This is a genomic window from Bacillus sp. AFS053548, assembly GCF_002575105.1.
GTDB lineage: Bacteria > Bacillota > Bacilli > Bacillales > Bacillaceae_G > Gottfriedia.
The window spans coordinates 1-25,866 of record NZ_NUHI01000017.1 but is presented as its reverse complement, the minus strand read 5'-3'; the positions used below and the strand labels follow the sequence as shown (position 1 = coordinate 25,866).

General features: G+C 36.7%; 11 protein-coding genes and 1 pseudogene. 7 read left to right on the top strand and 5 right to left on the bottom strand.

What is annotated here, in order from left to right:
- Nucleotides 1–296 precede the first annotated feature (296 nt).
- From CN946_RS09750 to CN946_RS09740, 3 genes are all read left to right on the top strand, one after another.
- Nucleotides 297–1,157, top strand: a complete 861-nt coding sequence (locus CN946_RS09750) for a DNA-3-methyladenine glycosylase family protein (protein ID WP_098860950.1) — start codon at nt 297–299, stop codon at nt 1,155–1,157.
- 13 nt (nt 1,158–1,170) lie between these two features.
- Nucleotides 1,171–2,556, top strand: a complete 1,386-nt coding sequence (gene rlmD, locus CN946_RS09745; protein ID WP_098860949.1) for a 23S rRNA (uracil(1939)-C(5))-methyltransferase RlmD — start codon at nt 1,171–1,173, stop codon at nt 2,554–2,556.
- 240 nt (nt 2,557–2,796) lie between these two features.
- Nucleotides 2,797–10,866 (top strand): glycoside hydrolase family 94 protein, encoded by an 8,070-nt coding sequence (locus CN946_RS09740; protein ID WP_098860948.1) that lies wholly within the window; start codon nt 2,797–2,799, stop codon nt 10,864–10,866.
- A 43-nt stretch (nt 10,867–10,909) separates the two neighbouring features.
- On the opposite strand, the gene galU is transcribed toward CN946_RS09740, so the two are convergent.
- Nucleotides 10,910–11,821 carry a UTP--glucose-1-phosphate uridylyltransferase GalU gene (gene galU, locus CN946_RS09735; protein WP_098860947.1) on the bottom strand — a complete coding sequence of 304 codons (912 nt, stop codon included), beginning with the start codon at nt 11,819–11,821 and terminating at the stop codon, nt 10,910–10,912.
- Nucleotides 11,822–12,200: 379 nt separating this feature from the next.
- Nucleotides 12,201–12,395: a hypothetical protein gene (locus CN946_RS09730; RefSeq protein WP_098860946.1), complete on the bottom strand. Its 195-nt coding sequence runs from the start codon at nt 12,393–12,395 to the stop codon at nt 12,201–12,203.
- A 603-nt stretch (nt 12,396–12,998) separates the two neighbouring features.
- Here CN946_RS09730 and CN946_RS09725 point away from each other — a divergent pair.
- Complete coding sequence (locus tag CN946_RS09725; RefSeq protein ID WP_098860945.1) at nt 12,999–17,138, top strand: S8 family serine peptidase; 4,140 nt, start codon at nt 12,999–13,001, stop codon at nt 17,136–17,138.
- Nucleotides 17,139–17,364: 226 nt separating this feature from the next.
- Nucleotides 17,365–17,505, top strand: a complete 141-nt coding sequence (locus CN946_RS23440) for a hypothetical protein (protein WP_176547280.1) — start codon at nt 17,365–17,367, stop codon at nt 17,503–17,505.
- A gap of 261 nt (nt 17,506–17,766) precedes the next feature.
- Here the strand turns inward: CN946_RS23440 and CN946_RS09720 are convergent, their stop codons facing one another.
- Both CN946_RS09720 and CN946_RS09715 read right to left on the bottom strand, forming a co-directional pair.
- Entirely contained in the window at nt 17,767–18,348 is a 582-nt protein-coding gene (locus CN946_RS09720) for a LysR family transcriptional regulator substrate-binding protein (protein ID WP_286133893.1), read from the bottom strand.
- Nucleotides 18,349–18,392: 44 nt separating this feature from the next.
- Nucleotides 18,393–18,644: a LysR family transcriptional regulator gene (locus CN946_RS09715; RefSeq protein WP_098860943.1), complete on the bottom strand. Its 252-nt coding sequence runs from the start codon at nt 18,642–18,644 to the stop codon at nt 18,393–18,395.
- Nucleotides 18,645–19,878: 1,234 nt separating this feature from the next.
- Between CN946_RS09715 and CN946_RS09710 the strand changes: the two genes are divergently transcribed.
- Nucleotides 19,879–23,409, top strand: a complete 3,531-nt coding sequence (locus tag CN946_RS09710; protein ID WP_098860942.1) for a S8 family serine peptidase — start codon at nt 19,879–19,881, stop codon at nt 23,407–23,409.
- A gap of 200 nt (nt 23,410–23,609) precedes the next feature.
- Here the strand turns inward: CN946_RS09710 and CN946_RS24095 are convergent.
- Nucleotides 23,610–23,711: pseudogene (locus CN946_RS24095) on the bottom strand (transposase); the annotation flags it as partial.
- A gap of 635 nt (nt 23,712–24,346) precedes the next feature.
- Here CN946_RS24095 and CN946_RS09700 point away from each other — a divergent pair.
- On the top strand, nt 24,347–25,866 hold a 1,520-nt coding region (locus CN946_RS09700; RefSeq protein WP_176547278.1), incomplete at its 3' end, for a S8 family peptidase.

Sequence of the window (25,866 nt, the reverse complement as noted above, 5' to 3'; positions counted from 1 at the left end):
CTTGGAACAAGAGGGGTAGCTCGGTCAGTTTTCGTTGGCTAGTAAAAGCAACGATAAGTCGAGAAGCCCCCACTTCAAGTAGACCGGAAGGTTTACTAAGTGGTGGGTAGTTCACTGTGTCAAAGAAAGCTTGACTAGTCCCCAAGCTTTTTTTGTATTTTCAGACTAAAAATCAAATTTTTATCACACTCAACTAGAGATTATTTCTCTAGTTTTTTTGCGTTTCACACAAATTTACTTAAGCGGTACTTGTTATGCTATAATACACTTCAGAGTAATTAAGGAGGAACGGGAGAATGTGGAAGGAAGAGGTTGCTTTAGAAACACCATATAAATGGGAAGAAGTTTTAAAGAGATTAGAGCATGAGCCAACTTTTACAGTGCATTCTGCTGAAAAGCGGTTAAGCGTTCCACTTTATATTGATGGGGAACAAGCAGTTGTAAAGGTTAAGAAAATAAATGATGTTCCGGTTCAATTTGAAGTTATTAGTGAACATGAAAATAAAGAGAAAATTCTCGAAGAAGTTGCGACTATTTTGCAATGGCAAACAGAATTTGACGAACTACATCATCATTTAAGACAAACTACAATTTCTCCTCTAGTTGACCTTTTTGGACATACACCAATTACCGTTTCAAATGATCCTTTTGCCTGTTTAATTACATGTATTATTCATCAACAAATACAGCGTACATTTGCAATCCAAGTAACAAAACGATTTGTTCGAATGTATGGTGAAAGAATTGGTAATTCGTGGTTTTTTCCATCACCTGAAATAATTGCTAATTTAACAATAGATGAGTTAAGAGATTTGCAGCTTAGTACTAGAAAAGCTGAATATATGATTGGAATTGCTAAAGCTTGGAGTGAGGGAGTTTTAAGTCATCAAGATTATCGGACATTATCTTCGGATGAAATTTCTAAGGAGTTAATTAAACTAAAGGGAGTCGGTCCTTGGACAGTTGAAAACTTCTTATTATTTGGTCTAGGTCGAAAAGATATTTTCCCGGTTGGTGATGTTGGAATTCAAATCGCACTTCAAAAGCTTTTAAATTTAGATGAAAAGCCTTCAAAAGAAATAATGGATTATGTAAAGGAACAGGTTTCTCCGTTTGGAAGCTACGCTGCCCTTTATCTTTGGAAGAGCATAGAATAATGGAGTTGTATATATGAGCAATCAGTTAGAAAATAAATTAGAAGTAGGACAATCCTTTCCTATTACAATTAAACGTATCGGGATTAATGGTGAGGGTGTCGGTTACTTCAAACGACAAGTAGTCTTTATTAAAGGAGCATTACCTGGTGAGGAAGTAGTAGCAGAGGTAACGAATGTTCGTAACGGTTTTGCTGAAGGGAAAATTCAACGTATTCGAAAAGCATCACCAGATCGTGTAGAGCCGACTTGTAAAATCTATGAAAAATGTGGTGGCTGTCAAATTCAGCATGCATCTTATGAAGGACAACTTCGATATAAACGCGACATTGTCATCCAAGCAATGGAAAAGTATGCGAAAGATTTACTAGAAAAAACACCAATTAAAGAAACGATCGGTATGGAAAATCCTTGGAATTATCGAAACAAAAGTCAGCTTCAAGCTGGGCTAGAAAAAAATAAAATCATCGCTGGACTATATACACAAAACTCTCATAATGTTGTCGATATTGGCCATTGCCCAATCCAACATGAGGATTTAAATAAAATTACTGGTAAAGTGAAGAAAATTTTAACTCGTTTAAATATCCCTGTTTATAATGAACGAAAAAATAAAGGGGTAATTCGAACAATCGTAGCGCGAGTTGGTTTACGTACAGGTCAAATCCAATTAGTACTTGTAACAGGAACGAAAGATTTTCCTCAGAAAAATGAACTAATCAGTGAAATTAAAAAGCGAATTCCTGAAGTTACAAGCTTAATGCAAAACATTAATAACCAAATGACTTCAGTGATCTTTGGTCGTGAAACTGTCTATTTATCAGGTGAAGAAGTAATTGAAGAAAAGCTTGGAGACTTATCATTCGAACTTTCGGCTAGAGCGTTTTTCCAATTAAATCCTGAACAAACAGTTAAGCTATATGATGAAGTCAAAAAAGCAGCAGCACTTACTGGAACAGAAAAAGTCGTAGATGCTTATTGCGGAGTAGGGACAATCGGACTATGGCTAGCAAAAGACGCAAAAGAAGTTCGAGGCATGGACGTTACGAAAGAAGCGATCATCGATGCGAAAACAAATGCCCTAAGCCATGGTTTTACAAATACTCATTACGAAGCAGGTAAAGCTGAACAAGTATTACCGAAATGGTTAAACGAAGGCTGGAAACCAGATGTTATCATAACGGATCCACCGAGAACTGGTTGTGATGAGGAGTTTTTAAATACTGTATTAAAGATTAAACCGAAGAAATTAGTATATGTTTCTTGTAATCCTTCTACGTTGGCTAGGGATTTGAAGGTATTGAGTAAGAGTTATGAAGTGAAGTATTTACAGCCTGTTGATATGTTTCCGCATACTGCTCATGTTGAGTGTGTGGCTGAGCTTGTTTTAAAAACTAAATAATACAAAATAAAAGGCAGCGGAAATTAGTACGTTGCCTTTTTCTTCTTTTAAGAGATTTGCCAAACTGAAGTGTTTTATGGTCAGTTCTTTAGTTTTTCAGATTCAAAAATTTTTATTCCTTCTATTCTTTCAAAATTCATCCTCCTAGCTCCCAAAAGTTTAATTTTCATAAATAAAAAAGTAAGATTAAGGGGATATTTACCACTATGGACTATTTTTCGGGTTACATAGGAGGTTTATATGATACTTAGTAATGAACAATTAAAAGAAAGAGGACGTGAGTTTGCTTTAACTCAGGAAATTTTTGTGAACAATTTTTTAATTGTTCGTTATTGGCCAGGATTTCAAAAAGATATGGCTAATCTACATACGTTTGCAGAAAAACTGAGTAACAATAAAGTGAATTGTAGGCAACCAGCGGTAGACTGGCTCCTAGATCACATTAATTTTATAGAGACTCAAGCTCAAGAAGTGTTAAGTAAGCTGCCACGGGAAACACTACATAAACTACCAAAATTAAATTCTACTGGGATGCCAAGAATATATGCACTTTGCAATGATTACTTAGAGCATGTGGGTGGTCGATATGAGGTCAACTCATTTGAAGGGTATATAAAAGCCTACCAAGAGGTATCTGTTCTAAAAGATCTAGAATGCTGGGCTTTGCCAAGTGCTATGCGAGTTACTTTAATACGCCGTTTGTCTGGAGCGATGGTTGAAGTACAACGTCGTCACGAAATATGTGATTCTATTACTTCAATTCTTGAAAAAATAACAAAGTTATCAGACGATAAAATTCGAATTTTATTGGATAGAGAAGCACGTAAAAAACCGTTTGGTCCAATTGAAATTGTACATTTAGTGCGACATTTGAGCGAATTGGAACCAAATATGCATATCGTTCATGACTGGCTTGCAGCTCACATAGAGAATAGTGAATTTAGCCTTGAGCAGATTGTTTCGCTTGAGAACCAATTGCAAGCAGACTTGCAAGTAAGTTGTGGGAATTTAGTTCAAAGCTTACATAAGTTAGAGCGACAGCCATGGAGATTAACATTTACAAAAATTTCACATCTAGAACAATTTTTACTCTCTGATCCATCAACTATCGATTATAAAAGTTTAGATTTAGACAGTCGAGACATAATTCGTGGACGTGTTGCAGAGATTGCAAACCAGTTAAAAGTACCAGAAATGTTAGTAGCTGAGACAGCACTACATCTGGCCAAATCGAAAATAGTAGAGCCGGATCAAACAAATGTAATGCCAAGAAAGGCTTATATTGATTATTATTTGTTTGATGCCCAAGGAAACATAGAAATACGTAAAGCACTTTTGAAGAAAACTAGACCACGTATTCTTCCACAAATATCTTTACAAAAACAACCATTGTATTTGTATTTATCAACTGTAGCTTTATTGTTTATTGGAATATTGGTTCTCTCTGGTGGATGGATAACAGCTGGGGGATTCTTTCGACCTTTATCGTGGATAGCGATAATAGTAGCTCTTGTATTACCTGTTAGTGAGTGGGCTATAACGATTGCCCATAAATTAATTTGTCGATATAGTCGCACTGTAAAACTTTTAAGGTTTGATTATTCAGAAGAACTTCCGGAAGATGCTAGTACAATGGTCGTTATTCCAGTTATATGGTCAAACACCAAAGAAGTAGATGAAGTAGTGGATCAACTTTTGGTTCATTATCTTGCAAATCGTCAAAATAATATTTATTTCGGTATTTTAGGTGATTTTACAGATGCGTTGACTGAATCAAAAGCTGAAGATCATGAACTATTGACATATGTTACTTCAAGGATCGATGCATTGTGTAAGGAATATGGGGAAGATAAATTTTTCTTATTTCACAGATCCCGACTTTACAATCCAACAGACAATCTTTATATGGGATGGGAGAGGAAACGTGGAAAAATAGTAGAGTTTGTTGAGTTATTGACTGGTAGTGACAATTCTAGTTTTACAACAATTCATGGAGATAAAGATATATTAAGGAAGATTCGATATGTATTTACAATAGACCAAGATACCCAATTACCAATTGGTGTTGTTGGCCGAATGGCTGGTACCATTCATTACCCGTATAATCGACCACGATTAAATACAGATGAAACACGCGTAATTGAAGGTTTCGGCTTATTACAACCACGAGTAGGCGTGAGTTTTGACTCAACACAAAAGTCACGCTTTACTTCTTTATGGGCAGGGGAGCCAGGAATTGACCCGTATTCTTTTGCCGTATCAAACGTATACCAAGATTTGTTTGGTCATGCAATTTTTGTGGGTAAAGGTATTATTGATGTAGAATCATTTCAAAAAACCTTGGTAAATCGGATACCGGATAATCAGGTACTTAGTCATGATCTACTAGAGGGTGGGTTTCTTAGAGCAGGACTAACTTCTGATATTGAAGTTGTTGAGTCGTATCCTAGTTCCTTTTATTCATTCCAACGTCGAGAGCATAGATGGATCCGAGGAGATTGGCAACTTATCAAATGGTTAGGAAAAAATTGTGTAGATCGTAATGGTGAGAATAAACGAGTTGATTTATGTGGATTAACACGTTGGCACATTATTGATAATTTGCGCCGCAGTCTACTTTCACCAGCTCTTTTACTAATTGCCTTACTAGGATTTAGTGTATTACCGGGTAAAGCTTGGATTTGGGAAACAATCGTACTTTTAACTGTTTTTCTTCCCTTTCTTTTTTCACTTTTACAAGGTGCAATTGGGAGAGGAAGCATTCGTGCAATAAAGATTAATTTTATGCAGAATCTGGTTAAATTTGTAACATTGCCGTTTACATCGGTTCTTGTAGTAGATGCTACTTTACGAACTCTTTACCGGATATACATTAGCCGACGAAATTTGCTAGAGTGGGTCACATTTGCTCAGATTAGTAACAATCCTGCTACAAAAAGAGTCTTTATGTACGAGTCTATTGGATATGCAGTAATTATATTGTTTGGTCTATTGGCATGGTTTTCCAAAGGTACTTTAAATTACATATTTGGTACTGTGGAACTAATTATGTGGTTTTTAGCAAGGCCAATCATACAGCAATTAAATCGGCCGTTAAAAGTTGAAAGTAGAGTTTGGTTGGATAAAGCACGTGCTGAATTAAAGGAATTAGCATTTCAAATTTGGTCGTTCTATGAAAAATATGTTACATCAGAAGAATCTTGGCTACCACCTGATAATGTACAGTATCTATCAAATGAAACCGTTGCCCATCGAACATCACCAACAAATATTGGACTATATTTAACTTGTGTTGTAGCCGCACGTGATTTAGATTTTATTGATACATCTAAAATGCTTGATCGAATCGAATTATCTATGAAAACCATTTCTAATATGGAAAAATGGAATGGACATCTGCTTAACTGGTATGATACATGCTCTGCAAAGCCGCTTTCTCCTCGATATGTTTCCACTGTTGATTCAGGAAACTTTATTGCTTATATGATGGTAGTAAGACAGGGACTAATAGAATGGAAAAAAAGAGAAGAAGAATTTCAATCTCGTATTGAAAATATTATTATTGAAATTAATCAACTCATTGAACTGACAGATTTCAGATCCTTATATAACAATGATGAACGCTTGTTTAGCCTTGGTTATCACGTTGACTCAAATCATAAAGATACGATTCTATACGATTTACTTGCTTCAGAAGCTAGGCAGGCTAGTTTCGTAGGAATTGCACTTGGTCAAATTCCTGTTTCTCACTGGTTTACACTTGCTCGTACTATGACAATTTTTAATAAGAAAAAGACACTACTGTCTTGGTCGGGAACAATGTTTGAGTACATGATGCCAAGCTTGATTATGCGGACATTTAAAAATACCATTTGGGAATCAACTTATCGAGGAGCTATTGATCGTCAACGTCAATATGCAGATAAATATCAACTCCCGTTTGGTATATCAGAAAGCGGATATTACGCGTTTGATTATCAATTAAATTATCAATATCGTGCATTCGGTGTTCCAGGGCTTGGACTTGAACGAGGTTTAGAGCGAAATCTGGTGTTAGCACCTTATGCAACCATTATGGCTATTCCATATGCAGGTGATGATGCTCTTTTGGCACTTCAAAAATTTAAAGAATATGGTGCAAAAGGTGAATATGGCTTTTATGAAGCTGTTGATTTTACAAAAGCTAGAATGCCTAAGGGGCAAGATTATAAAGTAATACAAAGCTTTATGGCGCATCATCAAGGTATGAGCATGTTAACCCTTGTCAATTTATTGACTGATGATATAATGGTAAACCGATTCCATCATGATCCACGAGTTTGTGCAGCGGACTTGCTACTCCAAGAAAGAGTGCCAGTAAAAGCAGCATTAATTGAAAAACCAATTGGAGTTGATGCAAAAGCTCCTGAATTTGATGGTAATTTGGATGACACTGAACGTACATTTACTGGGCCGAGCTCCATTCCAGAGGTTAATGTTTTGTCAAATGGACAATTAACTAGTGTAAACGCGAACGATGGAACAGGCATGATTTTATGGAATGGGTTAGCTGTCACAAGATGGAAAGAAGATCCTGTATCAGGAACTTCTGGGCCAATTATTTTTATTCATGATGTCAACTCTGAAGAAACTTGGAGTACATCAGGTTTCCCGTTTGAGACAACGATGGATATGAAAACACAATTTCGTTTTGACAAAACTACTTATGAAGGAACAAAAGAAGGGATATCTTATAAACTTGATTTGACGATATCTTCTGAGGTTGACGCAGAAATACGACGACTTCAAATAGTTAACAACAGTAGTGAAAATCGTACATTAGAAGTAACATCTTTCTTAGAATTAGCGCTAGCAAGTCAGTCTGCAGATAGTGCACACCCAGCATTTAGTAAGCTTTTTATTGAAACTAGCTTCGATAAAAATGCACAATGTTTGCTAGCTAAGCGTCGTCCACGAGAGGATGAGGAGGATGAAATCTGGGCAGTTCACACAATTTTTGTAGATGGACGTGAGAAAGGAGATTACGAATTTGAAACAGATCGGGCAGAATTTATAGGTCGCGGTAATACTCTTGAAACACCAAAAGGTATTTACTCACATCTAAAAGGTTCAACTGGTTCCGTTGTTGATCCGGCGTTTTCAATGAGGCGTTCATTACAATTGGGAACTAATGAGACCGCTACTATTTATTTTGTTACTGGTGTTACAAAAAGTCATGAACAAGCGCTTGAAATTGTACAGCGCTTTAGTGATTCTAAACAAGTTGATCGAGCATTCCACTTGGCTTGGGTACGATCACAAATTGATCTTAGACATTTGAATTTAACACCTAAGCAAGCTACTGATGCAAATGTGTTGGCGGGAAGACTTCTATTTAACCCACCGTTAACAAAAATTCGTAGTGAGGCAATTTCACACAATACATTGGGACAATCTTCCTTATGGCCTCTTGGTATTAGTGGGGACACGCCAATTATTTTAGTTTCCATCAAAAAAGAGTCTGATTTGCCCTTTGTTACTCTTTTAGCTTGTCAGCATCAATATTTAGTGAAGATGGGGTTAGCTATTGATTTAGTGGTATTAGATGAGACAATTGGCAATTATCAAGATCAGTTCATGAGGACTTTAAATGAAAATCTTATTTCTCGTGGAATCTATCACATGAATCGAATTGTTGTATTGAAGTCAACCCAGTTGTCAGAGGATGAAAGAAATTTACTCTTAGCTGTTGCCCGAGTAGTATTGAAAGCTGGAGGGCCAAGTTTACGTGCACAATTACGTCTATTAGAAAAAGATTTGCATCCATTACGGAAAATCAAGGTTTCAAAACAAATACAACACGAGAAGCAAGCGATTAGTATCCCTATTGGTGAATTTTTTAATGGTAGGGGTAGTTTTATCGATGATGGCCATGCGTATCAAATGATTGTAAAAAACGATGAGCATTTACCTAGACCATGGAGTAATGTAATTTCTAATCCAAGATTTGGATGCTTATTAACTGAATTAGGTACTGGATATAGTTGGTGGCGAAATTCCCGTGAATGTAAACTTACGCCTTGGAATAATGATCCGGTCCTCGATCCTCCTGGTGAATGTCTTTATATAAGAGATCTTGGAACAAATCAAGTTTGGTCAGCTACTCAAAAACCTGCGGGTGGTGATCGAACATATAAGGTTATACATGGTAGGGGATATAGTAGTTTCGAACAACTTGATGGAGATGTAGTTTCTACTATGGATACAACAGTTCCGTTAGATGATCCGTTGAAAATTATTAGACTTCGATTATTTAATAAAAGTGATGAATTAAAGAAGATAGCCATAACGTATTATGCTGAATGGGTTCTAGGGGTACTTAGAGAGGCTCAAGCACCATTCATTGTTACAGAATGGAATTTAGAGAATAGTACACTACTTGCACAAAACAAGTACCAAGAAAAGTTTCGTGACGCGATTGGTTTTATACATATTGCGCTTCCAGAAACGATAGCGAAATCTCATCATACGTATTCTTGGACGAGTGACCGTACAGAATTTATTGGGCGGGGCAATACATTAGAGTGTCCAACAGCATTATTAGAAGAAACACTTAACAAGAAAACTGGTGTGTTTTCAAATTCTTGTGGGGCCGTACAAACTGTTATCGAACTTCCAGCTAACGAAGAAGTGACGATTAGCATATTGCTTGGTTGTGCAGCTTCCAAACAAGAAGCGTGTTCACTAGCACAGCAATACGGAAGGCCTTCTGCGTATGAAGAAACAATTTCAAACGTTAAAAAGTACTGGGAGAGTACTCTTGGACAAGTGAAAGTTAAAACACCTGATCGAGCGATGGATATAATGATGAATGGGTGGCTTCTGTACCAAGCACTTAGTTGCCGATTATGGGCTCGCACTGCTTTTTATCAGGCAGGAGGCGCATTTGGTTATAGGGATCAATTGCAAGATTCACTAGCCTTTTTACATGTTGATTCGACAATATTAAAAAACCAAATACTTATAAACGCAGCGCATCAGTACCTTGAAGGTGATGTTCAACATTGGTGGCATGAAGAAACTCACAAAGGAATTCGAACGATGTTTTCTGACGATTTACTATGGCTACCATATGCTGTTTCACGTTACATAGAACAGACAGAAGACCTAGAAATTCTCCAAAAAGAGGTACCATTTTTGTATAGTGAAGTGCTAAAAGAAGGAGAATTGGAGCGCTATGAGGATACTGTTGTGTCTGATGAGAAGGGGTCAGTGCTAGAACATTGTCTACGCGCGATTAAACATTCTTTGAAGTTTGGTGAACATGGTATTCCATTAATGGGAATAGGTGACTGGAATGATGGAATGAGTAGGATTGGTGCTAAGGGACGTGGGGAAAGTGTGTGGCTAGGTTGGTTTTTATTAGATATTTTAAAGAGGTTTTTGAAATTTGAAGAGGGTATCCTTTCACAAGATATCGTAAAGCAATTTGAACATGAAGTAGCTCAATTGGAAATAAACATGAATAAAAATGCTTGGGATGGTACTTGGTTCCGCCGTGCATTTACTGACGCAGGAACATGGCTTGGCTCAATGGAGAATACAGAGTGTCGAATTGATGCTATTGCCCAGTCTTGGTCAGTTATTGCTAACGGGACACCAATCGATCGTCAGGAAAGAGCAATGCGCTCATTTGATCGTGAACTTGTAGATCGAGATTTGAATCTGGCACGTTTACTAACAAAAGCATTTGATAAAACATATCCAAGTCCGGGGTATATACAAGGCTACCCACCTGGAATTCGAGAAAATGGTGGGCAATATACTCATGGAGTTATTTGGGGAATTGTAGCTTGGGCAATCTTAGATCGTCGTGATAAGGCATTTGATCTGTTCTCTATTTTAAACCCAATCTCACATACAAAAAATATTCGTGATATTAAAACATATGGAAATGAACCATATGTAATGTCGGCCGATGTCTACACAGCAAATCCACATGAAGGACGTGGAGGTTGGTCATGGTATACAGGTGCTTCTGGTTGGATGTACCAAGCAGGTCTAGAATATATTCTGGGAATCAAGTGTAGAGGAAACCGTTTATATATACAACCTTGTGTTCCTATAGAGTGGGACTCATTTAGTATTGATTACAGATATGGTGATTCGGTCTATTCAATTGAGGTTTTTTGTGGCGAAAACCAAGATGGACCAACATGGTTAGTTGATGGAAAAAAACAAGAAAATAGCGAGTACTTATTTCTCGAAAATGATGGGGAAAATCATCAAGTAGTAGTTTATGTAGGTATACAATATTCTAAAGTAATATAATTGAATGTAAAAAAGGAGTGCATTTTTTGCACTCCTTTTTAGTTTAAAATTTATAAGTAGATTTATTTTTTTTAGAGACACTTAATTTATCATCTTTTAATACCAATTCTTTTAAATATTTTTCAAGCGGTTTTTTAAGTTCGGTTCTCTTTAAAGCAAAATCAATCGATGCTTGTAAAAAGCCAAATTTGTCACCTATATCATATCGATTTCCTTGTATTAAATAAGAAAAGATTGGTTCTTTTGTAAGTAATAAATCAATGGCTTCTGTTAATTGATATTCTCCCTTCGAATCTGGTTTGATTTGTTCTAGCATTTCAAAAATTGTTGGAGTTAAAATATACCTCCCAACAATGGCTTGTGAAGAAGGAGTAGATTCCACAGTTGGTTTTTCCACAAGACCTTTAACTTTAAATATTTCTTTATTGAACTTGGAATAATTTACGATGCCATATTTGTTTACATCTTGTAGTGGAACTTCCTTACAACCAAGAATACTTGATTGTACTTCATTATATTTATAAATCATTTGCTCTAATGCAGGCGTTTTACTATCTATAATGTCATCGCCTAGCAACACAGCGAATGGTTCATTTCCAATAAATTTTTTTGCACATAAAATGGCATGGCCAAGTCCTAATGGCTCTTTTTGACGAACATAGTGAATATCCGCAAGTGTTGAGATATCTTGAATAACTTTAAGTGTATTTATGTTTCCAAAGTTTTCTAATAAAAGCTCTAATTCTAATGATTTATCAAAATGATCCTCAATCGCTCGTTTATTTCTACCTGTTACGATAATGATGTCTTCTATTCCTGACATAACAGCTTCTTCGATGATGTATTGTATAGTTGGTTTATCTACAATCGGCAACATTTCTTTAGGTTGAGCCTTTGTCGCAGGTAAAAAACGTGTTCCATATCCAGCAGCGGGAATAACGGCTTTTTTTATCATTTGTTTCCCCCTTCAATTCTTATAAAATAAATTGAACAAAACGATCCTGTATTAAGTTTTTAATCTGGTTTAATCCTATGCAAGAAGACTTTAATTTATAATTAGCTTTGTAAAAGTTTTGTCATCAACCTAATTGTCAATGGAAAATAAACACTGTGAAATGTATAGGAAAGAAAAGTAAAAAATAAAGTATTGCAAAGTAAAAGAAGAATAATACTCACCAACATCCAAATGGTTGCCAAATACACTCCGCACACGTGGAGTGTGTGGCGCAACTCATTTTAAAGGAAGGCAACTAACCCATTTTCTGGGCGTTGCCTTTTTACGTTTCTTGTAACGGATTAACAAGGCTATATTCAATATGGACGGTTCCATCATTTTAACAAGTAATCTTCTCAACCAGTGAATGGAGGATAGCAGGTGTTAATTCATTTAAGTCTAGTACATCTTTTAGCTTTTTGCCGATATTAATTGCGTAATTCTCGTTTTCGCATTCCTTCAATTTTTCATCTAGTTGAGCTTTTTCGATTTGAAGTTCATTAATTTTATTGTCTGTTAATTCTCGATATTCCATGAGATCATCTTTTGTTAGGACACTTTCAGTATAGAGATATACATACTCTAGCTTTTTATTTCGTAAAGTTTCAATGGTTTTGTTATGGCTTCGAGGCCCTTGCTAATAAGATTATCTATCGATTTGATTCTATAAAATCGTAAGAATTGATAGAATGATTTAAATTTTCAGTCTTTCCCCCAAGGTCAAAATGTTCATAATTTGATAATTTATTACAAAATTTCACCCATCCACCTTGAAAATATGCTATTTTTCACAGGTTTTCGTGCTTTATTGACACGTGTTTAAAATATTTTTAGATGAATGGGTCAATGGAATAACATGGAAATCCCCCAATTGACGCTGTTTTAAGGAGTAGGTACAATGTGAATTGTAATAATTTTGAATTATAATAATTTTCAGACAAAAGGGGAGGGGATGTGATATAGAAGAAATAATATTTTCGGGCAAGATGGCTCTAATGCCAAATTGAAAAATGTAGGAGGAATTTTGTTGAAATCAAAATTGTTAAAGCGCACTTTCTCAGTTCTATCGCTTTTTACGCTTATGCTTCAATAATTTCGTTACGATCTTTACAAATTCTTAGCAAGAAAGAGGGAGCCTATGAAAGAGAGAAAATATCGTTTGTATAGCAAAACATCGAAAACTTCAACTGCCATTGCTTTATCATTGGGTTTACTTTTCCCATCCGTCCAGTTTGGGATCGGACATGTTTCGGGTGCAGCTGGTAAATCAGCAGAACAAATCTTAGCATCGCTCACCCCAGAACAACAAGCGGCCTTAAACCAACTTGAGATGACAGAAAATTATGGCTTGCAGGGATTTTCAGATGAAGATCTGAAATCAGACAAAGACATTTCTGTAATCGTACAATTTAAGTCCAAGCCAGGAAAAGTAGCTGTATTAGAGGCCGCTCTGAAAGGCAAAAAAGTAACCAAACAAGAAGCCAACGAACAGGTAGATCAAGAACATTCCACATTCCAAAGTGATCTGGAAAAAATCTTACCTGCTGCCAGTTCTTCTTCAGAAGTCAAAAGTGCAGAACCTTCTTATAAAATCACTCGTTCCTACAAAACTTCTTATAACGGGGTGGCTCTTACCCTTGCTGCGAACCAAGTAGAGGAGTTGATGAAATCGGAAGTGGTCCAATCCGTACACAAAAATATCACCTTTACGGTAGAGCCCCCTTCCATCGCACAGGAAGAATCTAATAACGCTTCAACGCAAGCGGCTAGTGTTCCCTTTGTAGGAGTAGACAAGCTTCATGCAGAAGGAATCACAGGGAAAGGCGTAAAAGTAGGGGTCATCGATACAGGGGTCGACTACAATCATCCCGATTTAAAAGATGCCTTCAAAGGTGGCTATGACTTTGTCGATAATGACAACGATCCGATGGAAACCACCTACGCAGATTGGAAAAAGTCAGTTGACCCGGAATTCAATAGCGGAATCTCCTACTACACGGAGCATGGGACTCACGTATCTGGAATCATCGTCGGTCAAGCCAAAAACGATAGTGAAGTCTCTGTAAAAGGAGTAGCTCCAGATGCTGACCTCTATGTGTACCGTGTCCTTGGACCATATGGTAGCGGTACTTCGGAAGCCGTAATGGCGGGGATCGATAGAGCCGTTGCCGATGGCATGGATGTCATTAACATTTCCTTAGGAGCAGGAATTAACGATCCATACTATCCAACGAGTACAGCCGTGAACTATGCGGTATTAAGCGGTGTCACTGCCGTGGTGGCTGCGGGTAACTCAGGACTTAACTCTTACACTCTCGGCTCTCCTGGAGCTGCTGCACTCGCTCTCACCGTTGGAGCTAGTGATGTATCCATTTCTCATTCGTCCATGAAAGGGGCGATCGGAACACTCAGTGGGATGGAACTGCGTAACATGGCGAATTCCTTCACTGATAACCTATCTACTCTAGAAGGAAAAAGTTTAGATCTAGTAGACGTAGGTCTTGGTGGTAACGCGAATTACACGGGCAAAGATGTGAATGGCAAAATCGCTTTCGTAGCTCGGGGAACATATGCATTTACAGATAAAGTGAAGTTTGCGAAACAACATGGCGCGGCGGCTGTCTTAATGTATAACAACGAACCTGGCCATATTCCTACTTACTTGGGAGAAGATCAAAACTTTATTCCTACTTTCTCTCTTACTCAAGAGGATGGACTCAAGGTGAAGGAGCAACTAACTGCAGGAAATAAGTCCTTCACATTTAGTAATTTAACTGTAACCAAAACACAAGGGGACACCCTAGCTGACTTCAGTTCTCGTGGACCAGCCAAAAGAACCTATGACATAAAGCCAGAAGTCACCGCTCCTGGAGTCAGTGTATTGTCTTCTGTACCCGCTTACATAGGGAACCATGACGCACCAACCGATTACAAATATTCATATGCTCGTCTCTCAGGTACTTCCATGGCGACGCCAAATGCGGCTGGTGTAGCAGCACTCTTATTACAAGTCAATCCAAAGTTACAGCCTGAAGATGTAAAAACAATCATGATGAACACGGCTGATCCACTGAATGGTTCCTACAGTGTATTTGAAGTGGGAGCAGGACGCGTAGATCCTTATCAAGCCGTTCATACGGGGATGAAGATTCAAGTACAGGATACGACCCTAGTTCCTAACGCTGATGTAATCACTACTATCAAAGAAAAAACAGGTGGCATTGCGTTTGGCACTCATTATGCAGGTGAAGATCTTAGCGTTACCAAAAAGTTGAAATTTCAAAACCTAACTGATAAAGTAAAGAATTTCAATTTGAACGTTCAGTTCCAAGCGGTGAAAAGTAGCCTAGATGCCGTAGCCAACCAGGTACAAGTGAAATTCCACCCAACCATAACAGTGGATCCAGCTTCTACCGAAAGTCTACATGTTACCATCGAGGTACCTAAAGCTGCTGTTGAAGGAATTTACGAAGGTTACCTCTTAGTGACCAACCAAGAGGATCAAACCGAGCAATATCGGATTCCATTTAGTGTTCGTACAGCGGAAGACAACTTCAAAACACTGGATATCGGAGATAGTAATATCCTTTCCCCAGCCTACTATCGCTATGATCACTATGGCAAATTTAATAATAAACATTCTTCGGTAAATTCGCTAATGAACTTGAAAACACCGATGAAAACCATGGACATGATCTTAGTAGACCGGAAATCGGGGCAAGAGCTTGGTTTCGTTGGACGACTCAATCTGGTTGGAAAAGAGATCGATACAAACTATTCACTTGTTATGTTTAATGGAAACTACTATCCGTTTACAGCCGATGGAATCTCCACAGAAACAGTACAAGCAAAACCGGGGCAATACCAACTGAAAACGATTACGACTACTGAGGCTGACAAAGTTCTTACCAAATCCTTCGATCTATTAGTAGATATTGATCTTCCTACTTTTACAAGCTCATTGGATCAAGAGTCTCCGATTCTTGAGTACAAACCAGGTCAAACTACTTATCCAATTGAAGTGCAAATCTATGACAAAGAAATTGAAGCGGCAAAACAAGCAGGGATGGCAGTCGACCAATCCAAAAACTGGCTCTCGTGGTACCGGAACAGTCCAGTATCCAGCACTGTCCGTATGGACACAGCGGGAAAATGGAAAGAAGAAATACTGATGGATGAAAAAACTCCGGTCCTAAGCATTAAGATGGATGGATTTGATGGAGGTGGGAACATAGGTGGAAGCAAAGCCTACTACTTTGTTAAAGAAGGTACTCCATTTGCTTATGGAACCAGTAAACAAAAATCGATCGCATTAGGGGGAACGATTACCACTACCCTCACACTGGACAATGTACAAAAATTAAAGTCAGCCACTTGGAATTTGTTAGACTCTGCTTATGTTCCTAAATTTGGCACTCAACTAGAAGTGGTTGAGGCAAAACCCAATGCAGCATTAAGTGAGTTTGGTGAAGGAACAGTAACCGTTACCTATACGAATGGAAAACCATCGATCAAACTAGATGTAGCGTCTACGAAAGAAGTTTCTGGCAAAATCCCTGCTGTAGACGTAACTATTAAGGTGAAAGATACTGCTTACACTACAGTAGCAGGGTTTAATGCAAATGTTTCTTATGTGAATGAAGTGGGCACATCAACCAATCTCTTCTTTGCACCATTTTCTTGGAACGTCACCCCTACGTTCTCTGAAGCATTTGGCTATCTTACAGCAGAAGGTTTTAGAAAGTATGTATCTGGTCAAGTTATAACCTGGAATAAAAAAGATTGGGTTCAAGCTGGGGCTAAAGTAATCTTTTCCGATGCTATGGGTAAAGTCTACGATGCAACTATAAATAGCAGATTAAATCCAGAGTTCATTGTGACTAAGCTTCCGTTAACCGATCAACTATTTACCAAAGAAGTACACCTACCCGGGCACTTTATTACGATACAAAAAAATCAAAAAGTTGGCTTCTTACGCAACGGTGTGTGGTATGGGCAATATATGTACATTGACAACAAAGAAGCAGTAGCAGGTGATGTAAACCAAGACCAAGTAATCGACATTTACGATGCACTGGCGATTCAAAAAGCTTGGGGCACAAATAATCGCGAAGCAGATATTAACTTTGATGGTATTGTTAATGCAACAGACATCGGATTTGTCAAAACCAACTACTTAAAAGTAAATCCAGATGTAGAAAATACGCCAAAACCTGCAGATAATGTGAAGAGTAAAAGATTAGATGATATTTTAAGAGAACTTGGAGTAACACCTTAATTCAATTTGCTTCGGGAGTCCTGATCAGATCAGGACTCTTTTTTTTATATCATTTTAGCTCTTATTTGGACTGATAGCATGGGCCACAATAAATTCTGCCATTGGCTTCAAACGTTTCATTAGACTCTAAACGAAGAGGTAGTCGATTAACTGCATATCAAATGAGAAATGAGATTATTAGAAGACAAAGGGAACTTGAAAAAGCTAAGGAAATTGAGCGGTCTAAGTGGGAGTTGAAGCAGATGATGTTATTGATTGGTACGGTATTGTAGAACAAGAAGTTCCAGAAGGAATTGGTCAAAATGAAAAGGTTGCAGTTGAGAACCGAAGAATGTATAAGCCATCGCTCTTTGACAGATTGCTTTAAAAAGTTGAGAGAAAGAAAATGAACTGGATCGATTAATCGAAGTTGCAAGACAGCAGGATGAAATAGTAAAAGTATCCATGTATAATATGTAAATTATTTTTTGCATCAAAAAAAAATCTTCCTCGGAAGATCCTTTTCAGTTCTTGTACAACTAAAGTACGCATTAGCTGTACAACATGATCGACTGTTTAAGTGGTTCCAATAGATTTAGAAGAATAAATGATCGCTAAAATTATATTGAATAATGTTACACTTAGTTTTCTACTTACAAAATTCATCTATATACTCTAAAAAATCTTTAATAAAATCTGAAGCTAAATTAGATAAACCTTTTGCTTCAGAATACATAAGCAATAAATCAATCTCGAAAAATTGATTTTTTTCTTTAATGGGAATCATTTTTACATCTCCATTTATTATTAGTTCATGATTTACATATACAATTTTTGGTGCAATAAAAATTGCATCACTATCTTTTACTATCTCTATAAGTAAACTTGCTTTATTTGTATTTAAAAACATTTGTTTTGGAGATATCTTAAACAGTTTACATATTAAATCTAAATTTGAGAGTTTATAATTTACAGGTTTCACATCCTTTAGATCATTTAGAGTTACATATTCCAATGAATAAAATGGTGAACTTCTTCCAACTCCAATACAATAATGACTAGTACATATTTGTTTATAAGATATATTTTTTAGATCGTTTAAGCTTTTTAAAGTAGCTAATTTAATTGCAAAGTCATATTCTTCTTTTATAATAGCTTCTATAATATTCTCTCTATCTACCTCTCCTAAATCAAAAGTAATATCATTATGCGCTAATTTATATTTTAAGATTGTGTTCTGAAGGTAATAATTTAATCCAGCTGTTGTAGCAATTTTTAAATGCTTTTCATTCTTATTTTTGTTAATCTCATTAATATAGAATTTGCTGTTGAAATAACTATTTTACCATCAATAGTAGGAACAATGCTTCTTTTTGAACGATTAAAAATTTTAATTCCTAGCTCATCTTCTAATTGAGTAATTGATTTACTCAACCCAGAAGTAGTTATAAATAGTTTATCTGCAGCTTTTGTAATCGACTCTTCATTTGCGACAGTGACAACATGCTCCATTTGTTCAAAATTCATTTTACACCTCCAATATAAAAAATTCTTCTTTTTAATAATCAATTTTTAAAAATTGAGCTAGAGTCAACCTCACTTAAGTACAGTCTTCTGTTCACTTTTTTCAGTAATTTATGTTTAATTTCTCAAAAATTGACCTTTTTTATGTGTAATAAGACTAATTACCCCCTCGTAAAGTAGTTCTAAAAAATTTTCTTGTTCAACTAATTTGCCATTATGTTGAATAAGGAATAGTGGATCTTTTAAAAAAGAAGATATAGATTACTACAATAGCAAACGTATTAAGGCAAAATGAAAAGGCATGAGCCCAGTAAAATACCGAGTTCATGCCCAACATGCTGCCTAATTGAAGTAACCAGCCTACTTTATGGGGTCACTACACAATACGAGTGTTTTTTATTTTTTATAAATTTAGAATTAAATCACTATCAAATGAACTTCGTACGTAGCCTTCTAATGATAATATATATTAAGAGGACTGTGGGTTAACTTCATTAATGATCAATGATTCTATGTCTTTAGAAACTATCGCTTCATGTGTATCTGTTATTATCAACTGATCTTCTTTTGGAATGCTTTTTCGTTTATGAGAAGTAATGCTGGTACTTTTTTTGCTCTTTCCGATGACTCTCCGGTACTTTGAATCCTTCTTTATCTCGCTCCGGTTACTCCTGAACTACTATTCCTTCTTTTGATCGCTCCAGTGATTCATACTTTAAAATGTGAGACGATATATAAAAACACTTAATTATAAATATTTAATACATTACTTGCAGGTGATTTTGTACTGTTAGTTTTATTAAAATGGCTTAATATTATTCTTTTTAAAAATAGATTACTAGAAATAATTCGTTAAAATATTCTAATATATTGCAAAATTCCCCAAATTTAGTCAGTATTTTTTTAAAAGATTAAACGTTTTTTACATAAAATAATACATTTTTCGAGTTAATAGACGAAAATATCTATATATTCGTTTTATTCTAACGATTAATCGACAGAATTAGACAAAAGTAGATTCGAAACTTGTTAGACAAATACTTCCTTATTACCCCAATACACAACAAAGTTCTTTACTAGTAAAATGTGAAATAGAAATATTTTTCTAACTATTCTAAATAAAAAGTCACTAATCTCTCAAACATCAAACTAAAAGATTGATATTAGAAAATAAAAACTTAGAGGATTAATGCTCGAAAGTTTTATTTAATAGAAAATAGAAAAAGGGGCTATCTTAATGAAGAAAAGTAAAATTAATGCATTTAAGGTAATGAGCACTGCAGCTTTAACCTCATTATTATTTACATCTCTTACAGCTTTCGCTGAAAGTATTGACGATCCAAGTGAACCAACAGAGCAAGTTGCACCGGTAGTTGTTAAGCATAATATTGCAACAGATCAAGTAAAACCAATTTATAAAGATGTTAAAAAAGATAATCAAATAAAAAGCTTTAAACCAGATGAGCTTGTTCATTTAATTGTAGAGGTTGATCAACCGGCAGAAGATGTGCAAACAACACCCGATAGTAAAATAGCTTCATTTAAACAAAAGCAAGACGATGTAATCGAGCAAATCTCAAAAGAAAAAAAATCTAAATCCAATGATTCTGTCAAATTAAAGCATCGCTATTATCAAGGGTTTAACGGATTTAGTGTTGAAACTCAATATAAAAATATGAAAGATATCCAATCTATTCCTGGGGTGAAACATGTTCATATTGCTAGAACTTACACGGAATCGATGGCGGCAAGTAAGGAATTAGTACAAGCTCAAAAAGTATGGGAACAATACGGTTATAAAGGCGAAGGATTACTTGTAGGGGTTATTGATTCAGGGATTGATTATACGCATAAAGATTTGACATTATCTGATGAAGCAAAAGCAAAAGAAAAGTGGAATCAAGATAATATTCAACAAAAATTTGCAGAGACAGGCGTAAATGAAAAATGGTATTCTGATAAAGTTCCAACGGGATATGACTGGGCAGACAATGATACAGATGTTATTCCCGGTGCAAAAGGTAGTCCGCATGGTACACACGTTTCTGGTATAGTTGGAGCAAACGGTGACGAAACGAAGGGTGGAGTGGCTGGTATTGCACCAGGTGTGCAACTTTTAGCTGAAAAAGTATTTTCAGATAACGGCGGCGGTGCTATGGAAGATGATATTATCGCAGGTATGGAGCATGCTGTCACAATGGGTGCAGATGTTATTAACATGAGTTTAGGTACAGATGCAGGCACTGTAGACGAAGATTATGATCCGATTCAAAAAGAGATCAGAATGGCGACAGAACAGGGTACACTTGTTGTTGTAGCAGCTGGAAATTCAGGATACAGTACAATGAATAATCTCTCTAAATCTTCTTTAAGACCATATGCAGAAGATCCTGATATCGGGACTGTTGGTTCGCCAGGAGTAAGTCCTTTTGCTGTATCAGTTGCTTCCTATGAAAATAGTAAAATTCATATGAATGCAATCTCAGATGGAAATGGTCTATCGATACCATTCAAAGACCAAGATCAATTCGCTCCATCTTATAATTTTAAAGTTTCTAAGAATCTATTACCAGATACAAACTACGATATGGTATACGTAGGTGAAGGAGTTAAAGCAACAGATTATCCTAAGGGCAAAACTGGCTACATTGCTGTTGTTAAATTACTAAATTGGTATAGTACTGTTTCAAGCATTCAATTTACAGCAAAGAGTGCAGGAGCTAAGGCTATTATTATGATACCACCTACAGGATCTATAAATTATGATTATGCTACTCTTCCAGCAACGCCAACTGCAACACCAACGGCTTCAATAAGTAAAGCTGTTGGACAAGCATTGTTAAGTAAAATGAGTAGTATGCCAAGCGGTCAATATTTAAGTATGAAATATACAGGTGATGCTTGGGTAGACAACCCAGTGAAAGACAATATGTCCTATTTTTCATCAATGGGTACTACGCCTACATTAGATTTTAAACCGGAACTTTCGGCTCCTGGAGGGAATATTTATTCTACTATACCAGGAAATGAATATGAAGTGATGAGCGGTACATCCATGGCAACTCCACATGTTGCAGGCGGTTCAGCATTGTTATTGCAGTCACTTTATCAAAAAGGATTAACACATTCAGAAGATACAGTTTTAAAAGCAAAGATTGCGTTAATGAATACAGCTAAAGTTGTCATGGATCCAAGAACAAACAGTGAAGTTCCATATTCACCACGTGTACAAGGATCTGGATTAATGCAAATTCAAAATTCAATTAATACGCCAGTCGTTGTGACAAATAGAAACGCTCCTTTAGAATCAGCCGGTGCGGTTGCATTAAAGGAAATCGGCCAAAATACAAGCTTTAAATTAAACATGGAAGCATTCGACGCTCCTAAAGGTAAAAATAATAGTGATGATATTGAATACAATGTTTATGTAGATTTATTGAAAGATAAGACGGAAACGAAGCAATTTGATTTTGATGGCGATGGACAATTAGATTCAAAAGATTATTTAAGCTTATCGAGCGAGCAAATTAAAGGGGCAACTGTGACTGTCAATGATAAGATCGTAACAGACAGATCAGGAGCACTAGTTAAAATCAAACCAGGTCAAAACAAAATGTTGACTGTTAATGTATCTTTACCAGATTCTTTAAAGAAAAATAATTTTGTAGAAGGATTTGTTCGTCTTGTACCGGTAGCGAAGGATCAAGATAAAGCTGTACCATTATCTATTCCTTATATGGGCTTCTATGGAAAATGGGATGAGCCTCGTAATATCGATGCTCCAGCATGGGATAATGATGCATTTGTCGGATATACGGCACTTTGGAATGATGATTCAGAAGGATCTCCTTTAGGATACAATGGAAATGGTTTCGATCTTAACCATATTGCTTACTCGCCAAACTATGTAGATATTGGTATTTATGGTTCATTCCAAGCCTTACGTAATTTAGCAAAAGCTGAAATATCTATTGAAGATTCAACTGGAAAACAACTTAGATATTTAGGCGATTATAGTGAAATGACTGGAAATGGACAACCATGGAAATTTCATAAAAACATTATGATGGTTGGTGATTATGGAACTAACGTATATCAATGGGATATGAAAGACCAGTCTGGAAATTATGTTCCTGACGGTGTATACCAATATGTAATCAAAACAACGTTAGATTATACAAATGCTAGACCACAGACTGTTAAAATGCCAATGATAGTAGATTCTGTCGCTCCGAAAGTTTCAGATATTACAGTAACGCCAACGAACGGAAAATATCAAGTTTCCTTCAATGCGACAGATAATGCAAGTGACTTTAATTCTGCTGTTGTTTTTGTTAATGGAAAATCTTATTCATTAGGACTTGAGCAAAAATCTGTCATAGTTCCTACAGAACCGAAAGGTATTGTTATTTTAGGTGTTGATTATGCAGGGAATGTATCTTGGACTACGTGGGGAGATCAAAGCTATAATACTCAAGGTATGGTCGTTCAAACATTCGCGCTTTTAAATTCTACAAATATTAACGAAAAAAATCCAGCAAAAATTGTAAGCTTTGCACATAATAGAGTAGACTGGACGATTAATGTAAAAGATTCAAGTGGTAAATTGGTTGATTCGTGGGATGTGAAAAATGAACATACACTTAGAGCAGCATGGTTACCTGAACTTGACCTTCCAAATGGAACGTATTCGATCTCTGCTGATATCGTTACAAAAGACGGTTTCAAAATTACAACAGTGTCTAAAACAGTAACGGTAAAACAATAACGTTAAGAAGCCCTTAAATATTTCAATTAGATTAAATGAAAAGCTATCTTTCCTAGAAAAGTAGGATTTCGATAGCTTTTTTTCTATGTTTCTATGTTTGATAAAGATTTTTATAATTAAACTACTTGAATCAATTTCATGATTGCCAGCTCTTGTCCAGCAAGGCTTTAAAAAGCATAAAAAACTAGGAACTCCCTAAACTTGATCCACCTGCCAATTACTGAATAAGTACCTCTATGTAAGTACATTTCAATAGCCTTCATTTTAAAATTAACCGAAAAAGTTCTTCTGTTTTTCCCCATAAAAAATCCTTTTCAAAATAAACAGTACAGTAACTTTCTTTTGACTGTCTACTATAAGGGGATAATAACAGAATATAGAAACCATCTTCTTTGTGTTGAATAAACTTTTTCTTATGTCCTTTACAGAGGGTACATTTTAATTTTTTGGGCGTAGCCTTTTTACGTTTCTTGTAACGGACTAATAAAGCTATATTTAAAAGAATGGTTCCATTTCCAAAACAATTAAAAGGCCATTCTCCAGTGAAAATTCTAAAATCCCCCAAATCAAGTTTCAATATAATTCAAATTTCTACAAAAAATTAATTATTTTAACGCTATTTTCTGTTTTATATTACAAAATACAACATCGGAACTTATATTCATGTAGATTTATGTATAAAAATCTCTATTAAGAACATAGACAATTTCCCCAATACACTCATGTAAAGGTTTGTCCTATAATGTGACTTAGGATATTAACATTTCTGAATATTCAATAAACTAACTTAATTGATACTAGTTTAGTAGAGAAATTTTATTCTTGATTTTGTTAGTCAAATTAGTGTATGAAATGTGAAGTTAAGTCATTAGCACAAAGCTTTTACATTTTTACAAATATATTAATCTATTATTTAGTTAGGAAATGGGGAGGCATAATGAAGAAACGAAGTAACAAAAAAGTGATTAATGTATTGACAGCAGGATTGGCTACTACGGCACTTTTGGCAACAAGTACTGGCAATACCTTTGCTTATGAAGAAAATACCAATAAAACACAGGATATCCAGGCTAAAGAGACGGAGAAGCACAATCCGGTCGTAGCCTCACACCAGGTCACACTCGTGACGGGAGAGGTTGTGATGGTAGACCGTTATGCCGACGGCACGCAGGGTGCGACAGTCGAGCCAGCGTCTGACGGCACCCCGGTGGATATAACCACGATGAATGTGGGTGGTGATCTTTACGTCATCCCGGCACAGGCACAGGCGTACTTAGCTACTAATACGCTTGACCGCGAGCTGTTCAATGTCACCAAATTGATTGAATACGGCTACGATGATGCTAAACGCTCTGATATACCGTTGATCGCGACTTACCAAGGCTCACAGGAGACGGCTGATAGTATTCCAGTGCCAACCGGATCAGAAAAGGAAATGACGTTGGACAGCATTCATGGGGCATCGCTTAAGGAGAGCAAGTCGAAGTCGGCGAAGTTCTGGGAAGCGGTAGACGATGACAGTGCCAAAGCTGCGACCGCACCGAAACTTGCCGAGGGCATAAACAAGTTGTGGCTTGACAAACCGGTGCATGTGACGCTGGACAAGAGTGTTCCACAAATTGGCGCGCCTACAGCATGGGCGGCTGGTTATGATGGTACAGGAGAGAAAGTTGCTATCTTGGACACTGGGATCGATCCAAATCATCCTGATGTAAAAGATGCTATTTTAAAAACAAAGAGCTTCATAGATGGTCAAGATTATGTCGATCACTTCGGGCATGGTACGCATGTTGCTTCGACTATCGCGGGATCAGGCGCAGCTTCCGGCGGTAAATATAAGGGCGTAGCACCAGGTGCAAAACTTCTAATTGGAAAGGTGCTTGGCAATGATGGTTCAGGTCCTATGTCTGCGATCATCGATGGAATGCAATGGGCGGTACAGGAAAAGGCCGATGTCGTCAGTATGAGCCTTGGTGGTGATGCGAGTGATGGAACAGATCCATTGAGTCAAGCGGTCAACAATTTGAGTAATACAAGCAACACATTATTTGTTATCGCGGCCGGTAATGCAGGTCCAGCTAAAGGAACTGTCGCAACGCCAGGGTCGGCCGAAAAAGCATTGACGGTTGGAGCAGTTGACAAATCCTCGGACGAATTATTGGCTAGTTTCTCGAACCGCGGTCCGGTTCTCAATAATTTTAATGTTAAACCTGAGATTACAGCACCAGGAGTAGCAATCGTGGCTGCTCGTGCTGCAGGAACTACTATGGGTACCGCTGTTAACGATTACTACACTAGTGCCAATGGAACCTCAATGGCTACACCACATGTTTCCGGTGCTGCAGCCATTCTGCGTCAAAGACACCCGGATTGGTCAGGAGACCAAGTCAAGCAGGTATTAATTGATACTGCGGTAGCAAATTCCCGCTACATAGCTTATCAACAGGGTGGCGGACG

Bases quoted from the DNA above. Each gene is read 5' to 3' on its own strand.
- CN946_RS09750 (WP_098860950.1), top strand. From the start codon at position 297: ATGTGGAAGGAAGAGGTTGCTTTAGAAACACCATATAAATGGGAAGAA.
- rlmD (WP_098860949.1), top strand. From the start codon at position 1,171: ATGAGCAATCAGTTAGAAAATAAATTAGAAGTAGGACAATCCTTTCCT.
- CN946_RS09740 (WP_098860948.1), top strand. From the start codon at position 2,797: ATGATACTTAGTAATGAACAATTAAAAGAAAGAGGACGTGAGTTTGCT.
- galU (WP_098860947.1), bottom strand. From the start codon at position 11,821: ATGATAAAAAAAGCCGTTATTCCCGCTGCTGGATATGGAACACGTTTT.
- CN946_RS09730 (WP_098860946.1), bottom strand. From the start codon at position 12,395: ATGGAATATCGAGAATTAACAGACAATAAAATTAATGAACTTCAAATC.
- CN946_RS09725 (WP_098860945.1), top strand. From the start codon at position 12,999: ATGAAAGAGAGAAAATATCGTTTGTATAGCAAAACATCGAAAACTTCA.
- CN946_RS09715 (WP_098860943.1), bottom strand. From the start codon at position 18,644: ATGAATTTTGAACAAATGGAGCATGTTGTCACTGTCGCAAATGAAGAG.
- CN946_RS09710 (WP_098860942.1), top strand. From the start codon at position 19,879: ATGAAGAAAAGTAAAATTAATGCATTTAAGGTAATGAGCACTGCAGCT.